Here is a 16,564-nt window from a genome sequence, read left to right on the forward strand (position 1 = left end):
GGTTTATTGAACTTATTTCTGAGAAACATAAATCTATTGAGAACCCGCCCCTACAGATCAACCCGTTGGGGTAGCGGGTTTATTGAACTTATTTCTGAGAAACATAAATCTATTGAGAACCCGCCCCTACAGTGTTAACTGATTAACATCGGTTCTTTTTGTTCTTCTAAGTCTTGAAACATCGGAGTGCTGAGATACCGTTCCCCAAAACTCGGTTGAATCATCACAATCAGTTTACCTTCATTTTCAGGACGTTGAGCAACTTTTATCGCCGCAGCCAAAGCCGCACCTGTGGAAATACCTGATAAAATCCCTTCTTCCCGCGCCAGACGTCGGCCATAACTCATGGCTTCATCATCGGTAATTTGAACAACTTCATCAATTAAATCAACGTTTAACACTTCAGGAATAAAACCCGCCCCAATGCCTTGAATTTTGTGAGGACCAGGATTTCCTCCCGATAAAATCGGGCTATTTGTCGGTTCAACGGCGATCGCTTTAAACTGAGATTTGTATTGTTTAATCACCTCAGCAACGCCTGTAATTGTTCCTCCAGTACCCACACCTGCAATTAAAATATCAACTCGTCCGTCGGTATCTTCCCAAATTTCTTTAGCCGTCGTTAGGCGGTGAATTTCGGGGTTTGCGGGGTTTCTAAACTGTTGCAGCATATAGGCATTAGGAACCGTCTCCGTCAACTCCTGCGCCTTTTGAATGGCGCCTTTCATCCCTTGCGAACCGGGCGTTAATTCTAACTGTGCGCCATAAGCCCGTAACATTGAGCGTCGCTCTAAACTCATGGTATCCGGCATCGTTAAAATCAGGCGATATCCCTTCGCTGCTGCCGCCATAGCCAGGGCAATTCCGGTATTTCCAGATGTAGGTTCAACGAGTACCGTATGACCTGGAATAATCAACCCTTCTCGTTCTGCGGCGTTAATCATATTCACGCCAATTCGATCTTTGACAGAAGCAGCCGGGTTCATCCCCTCCAATTTTACCAGGATTTGAGCCACACAGCCTTCGGATTGGGGAATCGAATTAAGTTGAACGAGGGGAGTTCGACCCACCAATTCAGTGATATTATGAGCAACGCGCATGATTATAACTCCAGGTGCTAAAAGTTAACAGTCTGCACAATCAAAATTCAAAATGTGCAGAAAACAAGGACAGAGGTACGCCGACAAATGACGTACCCTGAGATGTCCCCAGTGAACGGTGATAAACTCAATAGTTACCATTATTCCTCAACCGCTCACTGTTCACTGATAACTGTTAGGATATTGTCCTAAACTGATACTGTGGCGTGAGTGTAACAATTTTTAGGACAAATCCGGGCGCAAGCCTGACAGCCGACGCAATTTTCAGCGTTTTCAATATTCATCACTTTGCGTTCAATTTCATCTTCATCTTCATCAACAACTTCCCCATCTTCGTTAAGGGCAATTAATCCCAAAACATTAAAACCGCAGACTTTGAAGCATCTTCCACAACCCAAACAACTTTCTTGATTCAGCGATTCAACAAATTTGGGTTCCCAAGTTTTACCGCTTTTTTTTACACTGGTTAAGGTAGCCATGATATGTGTTCTCCTACAAAGGTCGTCAGTTAGATCGGTTGAGAGTAAGTGTTCTATTGAATCAAATGAAAATCAATTCTAGGCGCTTGCACCCGCTAAGACTCGATTTTCAATGGGGAAATAAGGAGTCAATGTTTCAATCCAGCGATTTAGACGTTCATCTGTTTTCTCGCTTTCATTGACTTCATCGAGAGGTAATCCGACAAATAAACCATCTCGAATTGCTGTCGAATGTTCAAAGGTATAACCATCAGTTGGAACAGCACCAACAACGGTTGCACCCAACTTGGTAAAGATGTCGTACATCAAGCCTAATGCACCCACAAAGTGCATCCCATGATTGACATAATCTCCGGGGCCAAATAGAGCAATGGTTTTACCCGAAAAATCCGGTTTTTCCAACTCCATTTCAAACAATGGATCGCGCCAATTATTCTGCACTTCACCCGCTCCCCAAGTGGAACAGCCTAAGAGCAAATAATCATACTCTAGGAAGTCACTAAATTCGTTGAAATCTTCTTCCATACTGAGCAAATCACAAAGATCTTCGCCCAATTTATCCCGCAATGCGGTGGCGATTTCTTCAGTAACACCGGATGTTGAACCGTAGAAGATGCCAATCTTAGCCATAGTACAATTCTCCTGACAGTGTTGTGTTTTGAACTCAACTTTCCTTACAGATGCACCTCGGAAAAACGGTGATCAATCTCGCTCAACCGAGATTTCATCAACTCCGATTTCTAAGGAAGTTTCCCCATCGGAACTGAAACGGACTTTGCCAATTGCCAACTGCTTCAACAGGCTACCAAACTGCATAACTTTTTCAAGCACAAGCAAATTTGAGTTTAAGTTCGGACATTGAATCGCTAAAGTATTTGTGTTAGCGTGAGAATTAATACTCCACTCACACTGATACAATAGATTCGCGACTGAACCCTTTTCTTCAAGCGGACTGGTGCTATGTTCTCGCAAGTTTGATTGACGAATACAAGCCGCATAAATTTGTTGGCGACAAGCATTTCCCAATTCTTGATGGGCGACTTCAACAGAAGCGGAACTGTCTAAAATCTGGGGTTTGTTGAGATTAATGGTAGAGTGATTCATGGTTTCTTGGTTTCAGGAAATGTCGAGAAAGTTCATAAGGAAAGCTTCAGAACTCAGGAGGATAGAAACAGGGGGAACAGTAGGACAGACAGACGAGGAAATCATTGATGCTTTCACGCTTTTGTTGTTTACCTACTCCCCCTCACTAAAGTCTTGACTCCCTGATGGCTTCCGTAATTCCTAAACCCAAGTTCTTTAGCTTACGCTAGCAGGAACAGCGCCGCCAGTGCTGGCTAAAAGCTGATCGTGACGAACACGCAGCACTTCTGGATATTGATTACAGAATTCTTGGAAAGCTGTTATTTCCGGCAGTTTAACGCCTTCTTGATAAGCGGCTTCCGCTTCGAGTTCATCAACCAATTCCCAAGCTTTCAGGCTTTCGGCAGAGGTTGCACCCTGGGCTGCACTAATTTCATTGGCTTGCTCAATTGCCCGTTTTAATTCCCGTTGTAGTAACGGTAATTTTGGGTTTTCGATAAAATCGCCTTTATAGAGAATGTCGCTATCTGAAATAATGCCAAGCAATTCGCCTTGAATAACGGGCGCAATGCGAATTCCAGTATTCGCAAATAGCCGCGCCACATATTCAACACCCAGATCGGGATTAACCACGATACAAGGCTTGGTCATAATTTCATACACACGCATTGCTGCTGGATCTTTACCGTATGCCACCACTTTCGTCACAATGTCCGTTTGGGTGACAATACCGTAAGCATCCTGACCCGTTCGAGTCTCCACAATTAAAGCACGCAACTGTTTGAATTTCATCAGCTTAACCGCTTCAGCTACAGTTGCAGAACCGCGAATTGTGGCGACATCTGTCGTCATAATGTCAGATGCTTTTAACATTACTTCAACTCCTTAAGAACTCAATAAAAAATCAATCAAGATTCACACGAGTTCCCCGCCTTCTTTTGATGACAGCCCCACATCAACCTCTTGTTAATTCGGTGATGGGATTTTTCCCTGATACCCAAAGAATAATCTTCTTTCAGCAGGGATTCTGAAGTCTTAAAACTCTAAGAGTTTTTAATCACTTCAGCAACACTTCAGGCATTTTTAAAAATGACCAAAATGGAGCCTATCATTCGCTCAAATCTTTTCCGGCAATATGCAATAGGAAAAAAACGGATAACGGCTCAGGGTAATTTATGAATTACCCCGCCTTTGATTACAGTCGCTTTGCTTCTGTTGTTAACGGCAAATTAAAGGGTTCTTCCAATTTTGGAAACATTAATTCCCAGCCGTTAGCCAGAACAAAAATTTTGCCATCTTCACCGATTTTTTCTTCAACGACTTCTTCTTCTAAATCTTTTTTAGGAACATATACCGATAAATTTCCACTAGCACTTTGACGTAACATTACTTTCATAGTAAAACCTCCTTTGTTGGGTGTTTGCTCATCGGTAAAAATATTCAAGCATGAGATGAAAATCCAAGTTCAATCTACCTGCTAAAACTTAAAACCTACAAAATAGAATTGAAGATTGTGAAGTCAAAACTGTAGAGTATCCACAATCTTCAATCAAAACTTTACTCGGCGGACTCTAATTCTTTTCCCCGACATCCAACTATAACATTTCTATCGAGAAAATGCACGGCATAGATGTAGTAGGCTTGCAAATAAGTTCCGATGCTGACAATATAGCCCTCCTCGCCTTTTTTGGCTAAAGTTTCTCCGAGTTCTTTCCCCGGAAACGTTCCATCATTGCGAATCAGTTTACGAACTCTAACTTTTTGTTCCAGTTCGTATTTGGGTGAATCATTGATTTCCACATCATCAACTCTAACTAATCCCATGAGCTACTCTCCTTTCAGGTACTAGATTTAACAATTCTTCCACAGTCAAACTGCGTTTAAACTTCACAGAAAGATTCCGCACCCCCTCTAAAACCGTGGCGATTTCTTCTTTGCTTAACGTAATGCCATTTTGTTGAAGAACATTTGAGACTAAATGCCGCCCCGAATGTTTTCCCACAACCAAACGACGTTGCCAACCCACCTCTTCAGGGGCAAACGGTTCATAAGTGTTAGGATTTTTTAAGATCCCGTGAGCATGAATCCCCGCCTCGTGAGCAAAGGCATTTTCACCAACAATTGCTTTCCAAGGCGGCACCGAACAGCCAGAAGCCTGAGCCACCAAGTCCGACAACTCCCGCAACCGACGAGTATTGATGCCCAAATTCACGTTATACATTTGCTTGAGCGCCATCACCACTTCTTCAAGAGCAGCATTTCCAGCCCGTTCTCCCAAACCGTTAACGGTAGTATTCACCGAAGTCGCACCCGCTTGTAAACCCGCTAACGCATTCGCTGTGGCTAACCCAAAATCATTGTGCGTGTGCATCTCCACCGGAATTGAGAGGTGTTGCACCAAATGGGCGACTTTTTGACTCGTCTTCATGGGGTCAAGAATACCCACCGTATCGCAAAAGCGAAAACGACTCCCGCCCCATTCTTCAACAGACAAAGCCACATCCAGCAAGAAAGATTCATCGGCTCTGGAGGAATCCTCACCCCCAACCGCCACATACAACCCCTGGTCAACCGCAAATTGCACCGCTTCTCGCAGACGCCGTAACACCCCCTGCACATCTCCCTGAAATTTAGCTGCAATCTGAATCTCAGAAACCGGAATCGAAATGTGAACCCGTTTCAGACCACAGGCGATAGACGCTTCAATGTCAGAGCGTACCGCCCGGTTCCAGCCAATCAGTGAAGTCCGCAGGTCAAGATGGGTAATCGCGGAAATAGCACGAGCTTCTTCACTTCCCATTGCTGGGATACCGACCTCTAACTCATGGACACCAATCGCATCCATGAAAGACGCAAGGGCAATTTTTTCATCGACCGTGAAAGCGACTCCAGCCGCTTGCTCACCATCGCGTAAGGTCGTATCGTTGATTTGAATATCATTCATGGCTAGACTTCCCCACAATTGAGAAACAGATTTGGCATAATACACGCTAAGTTGCAACAAACAACCCGCAGCTTTTACAATCAGTCCCCTGAAATTTGGCAGTGCATTTCAGATTTGATTTGACTATGCTCCTAAAATAAGGGAGGATTGATTCAGGGATTAAGGATTCGGAATTGAGGATGGACAGTCAGCGCGAATCTGTATGTTGTAGGCTTAGTGTTTAGTGGAAGCCTCGTTGTCTGTTTATTTCCGAGTTGCCTTGTCCCTTTCTTGCTGTCTGTTCATGAGAAATCAAACTGAGGCTTGTTTTTGAGCCAATCGAAAATCTTTTGAAGCTGGCTAAGAGAGATAAATCCATATTGCCAAAGCAGCATCGGTAGTGGGTCGCTTGCCTGTTTTCTGCGTTGGATGACAACCGTTAATTCGGCGTGAGAAACAGCCAGTTCATCCTGCAAAAAGCGGCAGAATTCCGTAAAATGTAAATTGTGTTCCATGACAGCACTTCCGTTGAGGTTCGTGATAGGGTTTTGGGAAATGAGGAAAGGATTAATCATCAAACTGATCAAGTCTTGAGGAAACTTTTCTCAAATTCGTTTCCTTCCCTTCCCGCTTAATCACGCAGACTCAGTTCATGCCAAAACAAAGCTATCTGAAGGTTTAAAAGGATCAAGATCAAACTTGACTTTTTTTGCAGTGAAGGTACACCCAAGTTGTGTAGATGTTCCCTTATATGATGAATCGCTTCTTGAACTTTTTCCCCTCATCGGTTAAACTCCTGATCTAGAGAAGAAAATTCGGCTGTACCTTCAAACTTCAGATAGAGATTTTGATTGAGAAGATCAAAACCTAGAAGATGAACAACAGAGATCTTCAATCCAAAGCATAAGGGAAACGCCTGGGTTTCTTTCTAAACCACCGAATTGGGGGTGATTGATCTCTTTACTCCAAACTTGAAAAATATCCTTGATCATGCTAGTCCTTGCTTGTGAACTTGTTAGCCTGCCTTCCAAATCGAAACCCTTGAGGATTAAGGGTATGTAAATTGAACAAAAGTCTTGAACTTTAACGGTTGGGAATTGCTGCGACAGCTTGCTATAACTGTAGTTCGTGCAGCTCTAAATTCATACTTTCTAGAGGTTGAAAAGCTGAGTTTAGAGGAATACAAGATTAGTTTCACTAAAGAAGTAAACGGTGTCTCATTGAAAAAGAGGGAAAACTGAATCCTCTTTTTCAACTTTAGACATTAGCGTTCTAACTCTCCGTGAAACTCGTAACTTTCTACTCCTTGGGGAGAAATGTCCGTTTCCCAACAGCGTTCTAACCAATCAACTAACTCCAAACGAGAAGCCGTAAACTGTTGAATGGCGCTTCGTAATAGAATGGCGTGATTTCCGTGATGAATTTCTACCCACAGTCGTCCATCTTCAGGACACCAACAGGGAATCATTAACTCTTGTAGGCGATGGTAGACGATCCAGCGATCGCCCTGCAAAACGTCAACCGGACTAATGACAGCACTTGAAGGAGATAGTTTAAACATGGTGCGAAGCTCCGCAGAGAAAGTTCAGGACGATCAAGCCAATCATTGAGAATCACGGGTGTTAGTTGCGAACACTAACTTCGTAGTTGCGAATTTCTTGAACTTGTTGTTCCAATTGCTCAATGCGATCGAGTAATGTCCGTATTAGCTTGGCTTCCACATCGGGAAGCTTGCCATGTTCCAACGGACAACAATCTCGACCCGAACGAGAAATCACGCGGCCAGGGATACCGACCACAGTGCAGTCATCCGGGACACTATTGAGAACAATGGAACCCGCACCCACCCGCACATGATGACCAATGGTGATATTGCCTAAAACTTTAGCTCCAGCTCCCACCACGACGTTATTTCCTAAAGTCGGATGGCGTTTACCACTTTCTTTTCCGGTGCCTCCAAGGGTTGCATTTTGATAGATTAAACAATAATCACCGATGATTGCTGTCTCACCGATTACAACTCCCATGCCGTGATCGATAAACACCCCTTTTCCAATGGTTGCACCCGGATGAATTTCAATTCCCGTGAAAAACCGTCCCAAATGAGACAAAAAGCGAGGAAAAAAGGGAAGACGACGATTGTACATCCAGTGAGCTACCCGATGTACTGCTAAAGCGTGTAAACCGGGATAGCAGCAGAGTACCTCTAACCAGTTGCGAGCCGCCGGATCTCGCTCAAAAACAATCTGGAAATCATTCCAGAGTGCTTTTAACCCCGAAGCTCGAGTCGCTGAAGTAGAAGAGTGTAAATCTTTGACTTCAGAGCCTGGAGAGGTTGTCGGGAGGCAATCCACAGGACTTGATGAAGCCGTCTGTGGATCGTCTGTCTCCCTGATTCGACCTTCTCCGGAGGACACAGGTACGCCACCTGTGGGCGTACTTTTGTGAGCTGTCCGTAGTGTGATGGGCTGTAGCATCAGATTCCGTGAGTCAATTAGAACAGGTGTCGTTTCTACTGCTTATACCAAGTGGCTCACTCTCTGCCAGTATGCACCAAGCCAGTTAGATTTATTTGATTAGTTAAAGATGTACTCAACTGACTTGAACCCTGATTCTATAGAACTTAACAGCCTCTCAAAAAATTTTTTTGGGGAGGGGAGCTGGTATTTTTACAGAGGGGTTAAGGTATTTATGGGTAGGGGAATGAGTATTTCCAGCCTCATACTCAAGTATATGCCTAATCGGTGTTTGAAGGGAATTTTGAGGGCAAGTTTTTAGCCGATCAAAGCTGAACTCAAAAATCCTCGGGGTAACTCAGGTCATAACCTTTGATAGTTCTAGCTTTCAAGCTTTTTGAACTCGAAAATTTTGAGGGCATAGACACGTATATCAAACCCCCCTATATAAAAATGTTAACTTAGATACAGAATTGAATTCCGTGACAGCACTGGGGGAGCTTGAGAGGCTGACTCCAGTTTTTTTTAGGGGTATGAGTACAAAATAAACAGGGGTCTATTTAAAGGAAATAATAGGCTCAAGACCTTATGAATAAAACAATAGAGGGTGAGTACACAAATACAGCTCACTCTGGTTAAAAAGACTAGAACCCAACCTAAAAAATACTAAAACCTTACCCCAAAAGAAATATTCAACCCAGATTCCATAAAGGTTTGAAAGGGTGAGTACATCCTTAACTAATCCAATAAACCTGAACCGGATGCCAAATTCAAGGGGCGTCTGAAGATGGATGGTATAAAGTTGCTAACGCTGAAAAACGAGTACAACCTAATTCACAGTTAGGAATTTGGAATTGCCGAAAGCGCGGGATGAGTCCGGAAGCTTAAAGTGAGGAGAATCAGGGAAAGAAACTAAACGAGGAAACAATAGCCAACTCAAAAGCTAATTGTACGCTGAGTATAGAGATTAATCTTTCTAGTTTCTCGTTCCCTCATATCCTTCTGAGCTAAGGAAGGAGTGGCTTATCCTCCATCATGCTTGCATGAGGAATTCCAAAGAAACGGATATCGAATACGGAAAAAACTCTTCGGAGTAGATCGAGGCTAGTTTTTAGCCCATATCGATGCTCACTCACAACGACCGACTAAGGTTGTTTTCCGATTTTTCCGTTCCTTTTGATTGATCTCAAAGTCCTTCTCACTATTTACGGAATTCAATGTTACATCCTAAAGGCACTCTGACACTCGAAACTCAGACCGCTACACCGTCTCCGGTTTCCGACAAAAAATCAGGAAACTGTGGCTGTGATTCTTCTACTCAGAAGAAAATCACAGACGAGAAACTCCTAGAGCGTATTGAGAAACACCCCTGTTACAGCGAACAAGCCCATCATCACTATGCCCGGATGCACGTTGCTGTTGCACCCGCTTGTAACATTCAGTGCAACTACTGCAACCGCAAATATGACTGTGCAAACGAAAGCCGCCCCGGAGTTGTCAGTGAACTCCTCACCCCAGAAGAAGCGGCGCACAAAGTCTTAGTGGTTGCAGGTAAAATTCCTCAAATGACGGTTTTGGGCATTGCTGGCCCTGGTGATCCCTTAGCCAACCCCGAAAAAACCTTCCGCACCTTTGAATTAATTGCAGACAAAGCACCTGATATTAAATTGTGCTTGTCTACCAACGGCTTGATGTTACCCGATTACATCGATCGCATCAAAGCCTTAAATATCGATCACGTCACCATCACCATCAACATGGTAGACCCCGAGATCGGTGAAAAGATTTATCCTTGGGTTCACTATGGTCGTCGTCGCTATCGCGGCATTGAAGGAGTCAGAATCCTTCACGAACGTCAGATGGAAGGATTAGATGCCCTCAGAGAAGCAGATATCCTCTGCAAAGTGAACTCGGTAATGATTCCGGGAGTCAACGACGAACACTTACAAGAAGTTCATGAAGTGGTTCGGTCAAAAGGCGCATTCCTCCACAACATTATGCCCCTGATTTCCGCTCCCGAACACGGTACTCACTACGGTTTAACCGGACAACGGGGACCGACTCCCAAAGAATTAAAAAATCTGCAAGATAACTGTGCAGATGGTCTGAAGTTGATGCGTCACTGTCGTCAATGTCGTGCAGATGCCGTTGGACTCTTGGGAGAAGATCGCAGCCAAGAATTTACTAAAGATAAATTCATGGATATGCCCCAGGAATACAATTTTGAACAACGTCAGGAAGTTCACGCCGGAATTGAGACATTCCGTGAACAACTTGAAGCCGCCAAGCAACAACAAGAGGCAAAGCAACCCGCCAAAAATCAACCCAAGATTTTGGTTGCGATCGCCACAAAAGGCAGTGGGTTGGTTAACCAACACTTCGGCCATGCCAAAGAATTCCAAATCTATGAAGTCGATGGCATCGAAGCGCGTTTTGTCGGACACCGAAAAATTGATCATTTCTGTCAAGGTGGATACGGCGAAGACGCAACGCTAGAGAATATCATCAAAACTATCTCCGACTGCCAAGGTGTACTGGTTTCTAAGATTGGAGATTGTCCCAAAAAAGAATTGACCGAAGCTGGAATTGAAGTCTTTGAAGCTTACGACACTATCGATAAAGTCGCTCTAGACTTCTACGAGCAGTACATCCAAAAGACTGAAGCTGGAAATAACTGATCATTGGGGGCGAGAGCAGTTATTTCAGAAAATAGACTCAACACCTCTGTTTTCTCTCTCCACCCCCAACCCAGCACGCCAAATCTGAATCCAATGTGCAACGAGTTATCAGGAGTCGAGTTATGGCTTACACCACTGATCGATCAACGGATCTCACATCCAGTCACAACCGACGTGACAGACTCCAACTGATACCGACCCACCCATGACAACTGATAACGGCACTTGGAACGGCTATATACGGGTGAGTTGAGTCTGAGTGAATCAATTGAAACGTTTTGATTTCGTCAAAACTCACCCCGATCAAACTACGGAGAGGGCTATGAAAGACTGTATTTATCTTGACAATAACGCCACAACGCAAGTCGATCAAGCGGTCATTGAGGCAATGTTACCTTACCTGACCACCTACTTCGGAAATCCCTCCAGTATGCACACCTTCGGAGGACAGGTCGGACAAGCGGTGAAACAAGCCAGACTTCAAATTGCTTCCCTTTTGGGGGCTGAAGATTCTGAAATTGTTTTTACCAGTTGTGGCACCGAAGGAGATAATGCAGCCATTCGCGCCGCACTTTCCGCTCAACCCAACAAACGGCACATCATCACCACTGTTGTTGAGCATCCGGCAGTCCTGAACTTGTGCAAGCGGTTAGAGAAAGAAGGCTACACGGTCACTTATCTTTCCGTTGATGATCAAGGCTTGATTGACTTACACGAACTCGAAGCTGCCCTCACAGGCAATACCGCTTTGGTGAGTGTGATGTATGCCAACAACGAAACCGGCGTGATTTTCCCGATTGAGCAAATTGGACAGCTTGCCAAAGAATATGGGGCGATCTTCCATGTTGATGCCGTGCAAGCGGTGGGCAAAATCCCCCTCAACATGAAAACCAGCACGATTGATATGTTGGCGCTGTCGGGTCACAAAATCCATGCCCCTAAAGGCATTGGAGCGCTCTATGTTCGTCGAGGTGTCAGATTCCGTCCCTTTATGATTGGCGGACACCAAGAACGGGGTCGTCGTGGCGGTACTGAAAATGTTCCGGGGATTGTGGCTCTCGGTAAAGCGGCTGAACTGGCGAGCGAGCATCTTGCTCATGTTGACCAAGAACAACGCCTGCGCGATCGCTTAGAAAAAGGCATCCTCAGCCGGATTCCGAATACTGTGGTGAATGGTCATCCAACAAAACGCTTACCGAATACCACCAATATTGGCTTCAAGTATATCGAGGGAGAAGCGATACTCTTATCACTGAACCAGTTTGGCATCTGTGCCTCCTCCGGTTCGGCTTGCACTTCGGGTTCTCTAGAACCATCTCACGTTTTGCGAGCCTTGGGACTTCCTTATAGTGTCCTCCATGGATCAATTCGTTTTTCTCTGTCTCGCTACACTACTGAAGCTGAAATTGATCGGGTGTTAGAAGTGATGCCACAAGTCGTTGATCGTCTGCGAGCGATGTCTCCGTTCAATAGTGATGATGCCGATTGGTTGAAAGAGCAAGAAAAAGCTGTAATGGCTCATTAAGAGGCAAGAGGCAAGAGGCAAGAGGTAATAGGCAAGAGGTAATTCTAAACTTCTGACTGGCTGACCTCACGACTCCGGGGCGGGTTTATATAAGTTATCTGTGGAACACGATCAATCTAGACTGAACCCGCCCCTACAGAACCTCCTGACTCCTGACTCCTAACTTCTCACTGCATAACTGATAACTGATCACTGTACAAGAGGTTGCCATGTGGGACTACACCGAAAAAGTAATGGAATATTTCCAAAATCCCCGCAATCAGGGAACCATTACTGATACTCAAGAAGGCGAAAAGGTTGTTACTGGAGAAGTGGGTAGTATCGCCTGTGGGGATGCTCTCCGTCTTCACCTCAAAATTGACGAAGCAACACAAACAATTACCGATGCCCGATTTCAAACGTTTGGTTGTGCTAGTGCGATCGCTTCTTCTGAAGCTTTAACTGAATTACTCATCGGTAAAAAAGTTGAAGAAGCGATGCAGCTTACCAACCGCCAAATTGCTGATTATTTGGGTGGATTACCGGAAGAAAAAATGCACTGTTCTGTGATGGGACAGGAAGCATTAGAAGCGGCGATTCATACCTATAAAGGGATTCCGATTGAAACTCACGAAGAAGACGACGGTCGCTTAGTTTGTTCTTGTTTTGGAATTAGTGAACCTCGGATTCGTCGGATTATTCTAGAGAATAATCTTGATACAGCCGAACAAGTGACTAATTATGTGAAAGCTGGCGGCGGCTGTGGTTCTTGTCTGGCCGATATTGATGATATTTTGATTGAAGTTTCTGAAGCAAGAATTTCGGGGATGTCATCAAGTCCTGTTTATCAAACAGCCTCAGCTACAGCGACCTTAACTGCACCGAAAGTTCTCACTAACCTGCAAAAAATTACGCTGATTCAGCAGGTGTTAACCGAACAAATCCAACCTATCTTAGCAAAAGATGGCGGCAATGTAGAACTGTTTGATGTAGAAGGCGATATCGTCAAAGTAATTCTGCAAGGGGCTTGTAGTAGTTGTGCAAGCAGTACAGAAACCCTGAAGATTGCGATTGAAGGCACATTACGTCAACTGGTTTCACCCAACATCATTGTGCAATCGGTTTGATTCAATTTACCCCGAGAAGTTTGAAGTTTAAGAAATTTAACTTTAACTTAAGACTTCCGCAAACAATCTAAATTCTAATTATCTACCCATGTTCATCCTTTCTAATGATAAAAGGCGAGAGCGATCGCCGCCCGAAGCGTCGCTTTCTCAGCCAGGGGTTAGAGAATAAAGTCAAGGCTTAGTTCGAGGGAACAAGTAGGGACGTCCCGACCGAGAAGTTTATATAAATTAATAAACTTCTATGCTTTTCCTCAACAAGAACCTGTGACTCAGACTTCCACCCCGAATCGGTAATAACCGATTACTCAACTCAAGCTACACGCGCACTTAAAAAGTGCATCTCTTCTTCAAGATTTTAGTTACATTTGCAACAGAAACACAAGATTTAGCTAGAGTAAAATCCGAATAGGATCAACACCTAAACCTTGAATCCTTTCTGAAGCATTCAGTTCTAAAGTCTAACTGTCAAAACGAAATCAATCTGGCTGAAATTTTGAATCTAAAGATCTGCTTAATCTCAGATTAAGAGTTCATAGATTATAGAATTTCCAAGTGAATTCGTTTTCGTTCCTATCAAACTTAAGTCGAGTTAAAGCGAGAAACACACCATGCGACAAATTGCATTTTACGGTAAAGGCGGTATCGGTAAATCCACCACTTCTCAGAACACCCTGGCTGGAATGGCGCAAAACGGCAATCGCATCATGATTGTTGGTTGTGACCCGAAAGCTGACTCCACTCGTTTGATCCTCAACTGTAAAGCTCAGGTTACAGTTCTGCACTTAGCAGCAGAACGCGGTTCAGTTGAAGATATAGAACTCGAAGATGTACTGCTCGAAGGATTTGAAGGCATCAAATGCGTAGAATCTGGTGGTCCTGAGCCTGGAGTTGGATGTGCAGGTCGTGGAATTATCACCTCCATCAACTTCCTCGAAGAAGCAGGAGCTTACGAAGATCTAGATTTCGTATCCTACGACGTACTAGGTGACGTTGTTTGCGGTGGTTTCGCCATGCCTATCCGTGAAGGAAAAGCGCAAGAAATCTACATCGTAACTTCAGGGGAAATGATGGCGATGTATGCCGCTAACAACATCGCTCGAGGCGTTTTAAAATACGCTCATACAGGTGGAGTTCGCTTAGGTGGCTTAATCTGTAACAGCCGTAACGTTAACCGTGAAGTTAACCTGATCGAAGAATTAGCAGATCGGTTAAATACTCAAATGATTCACTTCGTTCCTCGCTCCAAGCAGGTACAAGAAGCTGAATTACGTCGGATGACCGTTATTCAATACTCCCCCGATCACGAACAAGCTGCGGAATATCGCACCTTGGCTAAGAAGATCGAAGAAAACACCAAACTGACCATCCCGACACCGATTGACAACGACACACTCGAAGAACTGTTAATCAACTACGGTCTGCTGGGTTCTGAAGAAGAGTACGAGAAAGTACGAGAAGCTGACGCTAAAGAGCAAGCAGTCCTCAAAGCAACCAACGTTTCCAAAGCCTAGTCAAATCGTCAACCGTTAACCGTTAACAATCGTAAAAATAGAAAACTTGTTAACGGTTAACTCCCCACGCAACGCCATGAGCGCGGCTTCACTAATCGCTAATCACCAACAACAGAGGAACACCATGTCAACTGTAGAGGACAACAAACAGTTAATTCAGGACGTTCTAGAAGCTTATCCAGAGAAAGCCAAGAAACAACGGGCCAAGCATCTTAACGTCCATGAAGAAGGCAAAGCCGACTGCGGAGTCAAATCCAACGTCAAATCACTTCCCGGTGTAATGACCGCTCGAGGTTGTGCTTATGCAGGTTCCAAAGGGGTGGTTTGGGGTCCGATCAAGGACATGGTACACATCTCTCATGGTCCTGTCGGTTGCGGTTATTATTCCTGGTCAGGTCGTCGCAACTACTACATCGGAACCACCGGAGTTGACACCTTCGGTACCATGAACTTCACCTCCGACTTCCAAGAGCGCGACATCGTATTCGGTGGAGACAAAAAACTCGCCAAAATCATCACAGAAATTGAAGAACTGTTCCCCCTCAATGGTGGGATTAGTATTCAGTCAGAATGTCCGGTTGGTCTAATCGGAGACGACATTGAAAGCGTTGCTCGTGAAGGCAGCAAAGAAACTGGGAAGACTATTGCTCCCGTTCGTTGTGAAGGCTTCCGGGGTGTTTCTCAGTCTTTAGGACACCACATCGCCAACGACATCATCCGCGACTGGGTATTCCCCCAAGCCGACAAAGAAAACCTAGAATTTGAAGCCACCGACTATGATGTAGCCATCATCGGAGACTACAACATCGGTGGAGACGCTTGGGCTAGCCGTATCCTCCTCGAAGAAATGGGATTGCGGATTGTTGCTCAGTGGTCTGGAGACGGCACCCTGCATGAGATGAAGATGACTCCCAAGGTCAAAATGAACCTCATCCACTGCTATCGGTCGATGAACTACATCAGCCGCCACATGGAAGAAAAGTATGGTATTCCCTGGTTAGAATACAACTTCTTCGGCCCCACCAAAATTGCAGAATCTCTCCGGGCGATCGCAGCCAACTTCGATGACAATATCAAAGAAGGTGCAGAGCGCGTCATCGCTAAATACCAAAAGCAAGCTGAGGATGTAATCGCTAAATACCGTCCGAAGCTCGAAGGTCAAAAAGTGATGCTGATGGTCGGTGGTTTACGCCCCCGCCACGTTGTTCCCGCTTTCGTAGATTTGGGCATGGAAATCGTTGGTACGGGCTATGAATTCGCTCACAACGACGACTACAAACGGACTGCCCACTATGTCAAAGATGCAACGGTAATCTATGACGATGTAACGGGTTATGAGTTCGAGAAATTTGCAGAAGGACTCAAGCCGGATTTAGTTGCAGCAGGCGTTAAAGAGAAATACGTCTTCCAAAAAATGGGCTTACCTTTCCGTCAAATGCACTCTTGGGATTACTCTGGTCCCTACCACGGTTATGACGGGTTCGCAATCTTTGCCCGTGACATGGACTTAGCACTCAACAGTCCGACCTGGGGCTTAATTGGCGCTCCCTGGAAAAAAACAGTTAAGAGTTAATCGTCAACAGTGACCAGTTTAGACAGTGAACAGTCAACAGTGACCAGTGACCAGTCAAGAGTACCATGCTACTGATAACTGGTAACTGTAAACTGTAAAAACTGATAACTGAAAACTGTAAAAGCTGGTC

The 16,564-nt window shown here is 44.7% G+C and carries 16 protein-coding genes; 5 read left to right on the plus strand and 11 right to left on the minus strand.

Translation table 11 applies throughout. The annotated features are described in order from the left end of the window. Nucleotides 1–134: 134 nt before the first annotated feature. The 11 genes from cysK to cysE form a co-directional block, all read right to left on the minus strand. Nucleotides 135–1,100: a cysteine synthase A gene (cysK, locus tag WN50_RS13575; RefSeq protein WP_046280716.1), complete on the minus strand. Its 966-nt coding sequence runs from the start codon at nt 1,098–1,100 to the stop codon at nt 135–137. A gap of 188 nt (nt 1,101–1,288) precedes the next feature. Next, entirely contained in the window at nt 1,289–1,579 is a 291-nt protein-coding gene (gene fdxB / locus WN50_RS13580; RefSeq protein WP_046280717.1) for a ferredoxin III, nif-specific, read from the minus strand. 78 nt (nt 1,580–1,657) lie between these two features. Beyond that, nucleotides 1,658–2,209 carry a flavodoxin gene (locus WN50_RS13585; protein WP_046280718.1) on the minus strand — a complete coding sequence of 184 codons (552 nt, stop codon included), beginning with the start codon at nt 2,207–2,209 and terminating at the stop codon, nt 1,658–1,660. Between the two features lie 72 nt (nt 2,210–2,281). Then, nucleotides 2,282–2,683, minus strand: a complete 402-nt coding sequence (locus WN50_RS13590) for a hypothetical protein (protein ID WP_049558790.1) — start codon at nt 2,681–2,683, stop codon at nt 2,282–2,284. Nucleotides 2,684–2,878: 195 nt separating this feature from the next. After that, nucleotides 2,879–3,535, minus strand: a complete 657-nt coding sequence (locus WN50_RS13595) for a CBS domain-containing protein (RefSeq protein WP_046280719.1) — start codon at nt 3,533–3,535, stop codon at nt 2,879–2,881. 322 nt (nt 3,536–3,857) lie between these two features. After that, nucleotides 3,858–4,058 (minus strand): putative nitrogen fixation protein NifT, encoded by a 201-nt coding sequence (gene nifT, locus WN50_RS13600; RefSeq protein WP_046280725.1) that lies wholly within the window; start codon nt 4,056–4,058, stop codon nt 3,858–3,860. A gap of 161 nt (nt 4,059–4,219) precedes the next feature. Next, the gene (locus WN50_RS13605; RefSeq protein ID WP_046280720.1) at nt 4,220–4,486 is read right to left on the minus strand and encodes a nitrogen fixation protein NifZ; all 267 of its coding nucleotides are present in this window, start codon (nt 4,484–4,486) and stop codon (nt 4,220–4,222) included. Continuing rightward, nucleotides 4,473–5,663, minus strand: coding sequence for a homocitrate synthase (nifV, locus tag WN50_RS13610; RefSeq protein ID WP_235440953.1), 1,191 nt, complete (start codon nt 5,661–5,663; stop codon nt 4,473–4,475). The genes WN50_RS13605 and nifV overlap by 14 nt, the downstream gene beginning before the upstream one ends. Before the next feature lie 224 nt (nt 5,664–5,887). Continuing rightward, nucleotides 5,888–6,100: a DUF2949 domain-containing protein gene (locus WN50_RS13615; protein ID WP_046280727.1), complete on the minus strand. Its 213-nt coding sequence runs from the start codon at nt 6,098–6,100 to the stop codon at nt 5,888–5,890. A 749-nt stretch (nt 6,101–6,849) separates the two neighbouring features. After that, nucleotides 6,850–7,146 carry an Asr1405/Asl0597 family protein gene (locus WN50_RS13620; protein WP_046280721.1) on the minus strand — a complete coding sequence of 99 codons (297 nt, stop codon included), beginning with the start codon at nt 7,144–7,146 and terminating at the stop codon, nt 6,850–6,852. A gap of 61 nt (nt 7,147–7,207) precedes the next feature. Beyond that, nucleotides 7,208–7,831: a serine O-acetyltransferase gene (gene cysE / locus WN50_RS13625; RefSeq protein ID WP_235440955.1), complete on the minus strand. Its 624-nt coding sequence runs from the start codon at nt 7,829–7,831 to the stop codon at nt 7,208–7,210. A 1,427-nt stretch (nt 7,832–9,258) separates the two neighbouring features. Here cysE and nifB point away from each other — a divergent pair. The 5 genes from nifB to nifD all read left to right on the plus strand — a co-directional run bounded on the left by nifB (nt 9,259) and on the right by nifD (nt 16,434). Further along, a complete protein-coding gene (gene nifB / locus WN50_RS13630) occupies nt 9,259–10,719 on the plus strand; it encodes a nitrogenase cofactor biosynthesis protein NifB (RefSeq protein WP_046280723.1) in 1,461 nt (486 codons plus the stop codon). 322 nt (nt 10,720–11,041) lie between these two features. After that, the gene (gene nifS / locus WN50_RS13635; protein WP_046280728.1) at nt 11,042–12,244 is read left to right on the plus strand and encodes a cysteine desulfurase NifS; all 1,203 of its coding nucleotides are present in this window, start codon (nt 11,042–11,044) and stop codon (nt 12,242–12,244) included. 209 nt (nt 12,245–12,453) lie between these two features. Continuing rightward, complete coding sequence (gene nifU, locus WN50_RS13640; RefSeq protein ID WP_046276697.1) at nt 12,454–13,350, plus strand: Fe-S cluster assembly protein NifU; 897 nt, start codon at nt 12,454–12,456, stop codon at nt 13,348–13,350. Between the two features lie 608 nt (nt 13,351–13,958). Next, nucleotides 13,959–14,861 carry a nitrogenase iron protein gene (nifH, locus tag WN50_RS13645; protein ID WP_046276698.1) on the plus strand — a complete coding sequence of 301 codons (903 nt, stop codon included), beginning with the start codon at nt 13,959–13,961 and terminating at the stop codon, nt 14,859–14,861. Between the two features lie 124 nt (nt 14,862–14,985). Then, nucleotides 14,986–16,434 (plus strand): nitrogenase molybdenum-iron protein alpha chain, encoded by a 1,449-nt coding sequence (gene nifD / locus WN50_RS13650; protein ID WP_046276713.1) that lies wholly within the window; start codon nt 14,986–14,988, stop codon nt 16,432–16,434. The last annotated feature ends 130 nt before the right edge of the window (nt 16,435–16,564 follow it).

It is taken from the genome of Limnoraphis robusta CS-951 (assembly GCF_000972705.2).

What these genes read in the sequence shown, in the direction of transcription:
- WN50_RS13615 (WP_046280727.1), bottom strand. Translation starts at nt 6,100, where the DNA reads ATGGAACACAATTTACATTTTACGGAATTCTGCCGCTTTTTGCAGGAT.
- WN50_RS13605 (WP_046280720.1), bottom strand. Translation starts at nt 4,486, where the DNA reads ATGGGATTAGTTAGAGTTGATGATGTGGAAATCAATGATTCACCCAAA.
- nifT (WP_046280725.1), bottom strand. Translation starts at nt 4,058, where the DNA reads ATGAAAGTAATGTTACGTCAAAGTGCTAGTGGAAATTTATCGGTATAT.
- WN50_RS13595 (WP_046280719.1), bottom strand. Translation starts at nt 3,535, where the DNA reads ATGTTAAAAGCATCTGACATTATGACGACAGATGTCGCCACAATTCGC.
- cysK (WP_046280716.1), bottom strand. Translation starts at nt 1,100, where the DNA reads ATGCGCGTTGCTCATAATATCACTGAATTGGTGGGTCGAACTCCCCTC.
- nifB (WP_046280723.1), top strand. Translation starts at nt 9,259, where the DNA reads ATGTTACATCCTAAAGGCACTCTGACACTCGAAACTCAGACCGCTACA.
- nifU (WP_046276697.1), top strand. Translation starts at nt 12,454, where the DNA reads ATGTGGGACTACACCGAAAAAGTAATGGAATATTTCCAAAATCCCCGC.
- nifD (WP_046276713.1), top strand. Translation starts at nt 14,986, where the DNA reads ATGTCAACTGTAGAGGACAACAAACAGTTAATTCAGGACGTTCTAGAA.
- nifS (WP_046280728.1), top strand. Translation starts at nt 11,042, where the DNA reads ATGAAAGACTGTATTTATCTTGACAATAACGCCACAACGCAAGTCGAT.
- fdxB (WP_046280717.1), bottom strand. Translation starts at nt 1,579, where the DNA reads ATGGCTACCTTAACCAGTGTAAAAAAAAGCGGTAAAACTTGGGAACCC.
- nifH (WP_046276698.1), top strand. Translation starts at nt 13,959, where the DNA reads ATGCGACAAATTGCATTTTACGGTAAAGGCGGTATCGGTAAATCCACC.
- WN50_RS13620 (WP_046280721.1), bottom strand. Translation starts at nt 7,146, where the DNA reads ATGTTTAAACTATCTCCTTCAAGTGCTGTCATTAGTCCGGTTGACGTT.
- WN50_RS13585 (WP_046280718.1), bottom strand. Translation starts at nt 2,209, where the DNA reads ATGGCTAAGATTGGCATCTTCTACGGTTCAACATCCGGTGTTACTGAA.
- WN50_RS13590 (WP_049558790.1), bottom strand. Translation starts at nt 2,683, where the DNA reads ATGAATCACTCTACCATTAATCTCAACAAACCCCAGATTTTAGACAGT.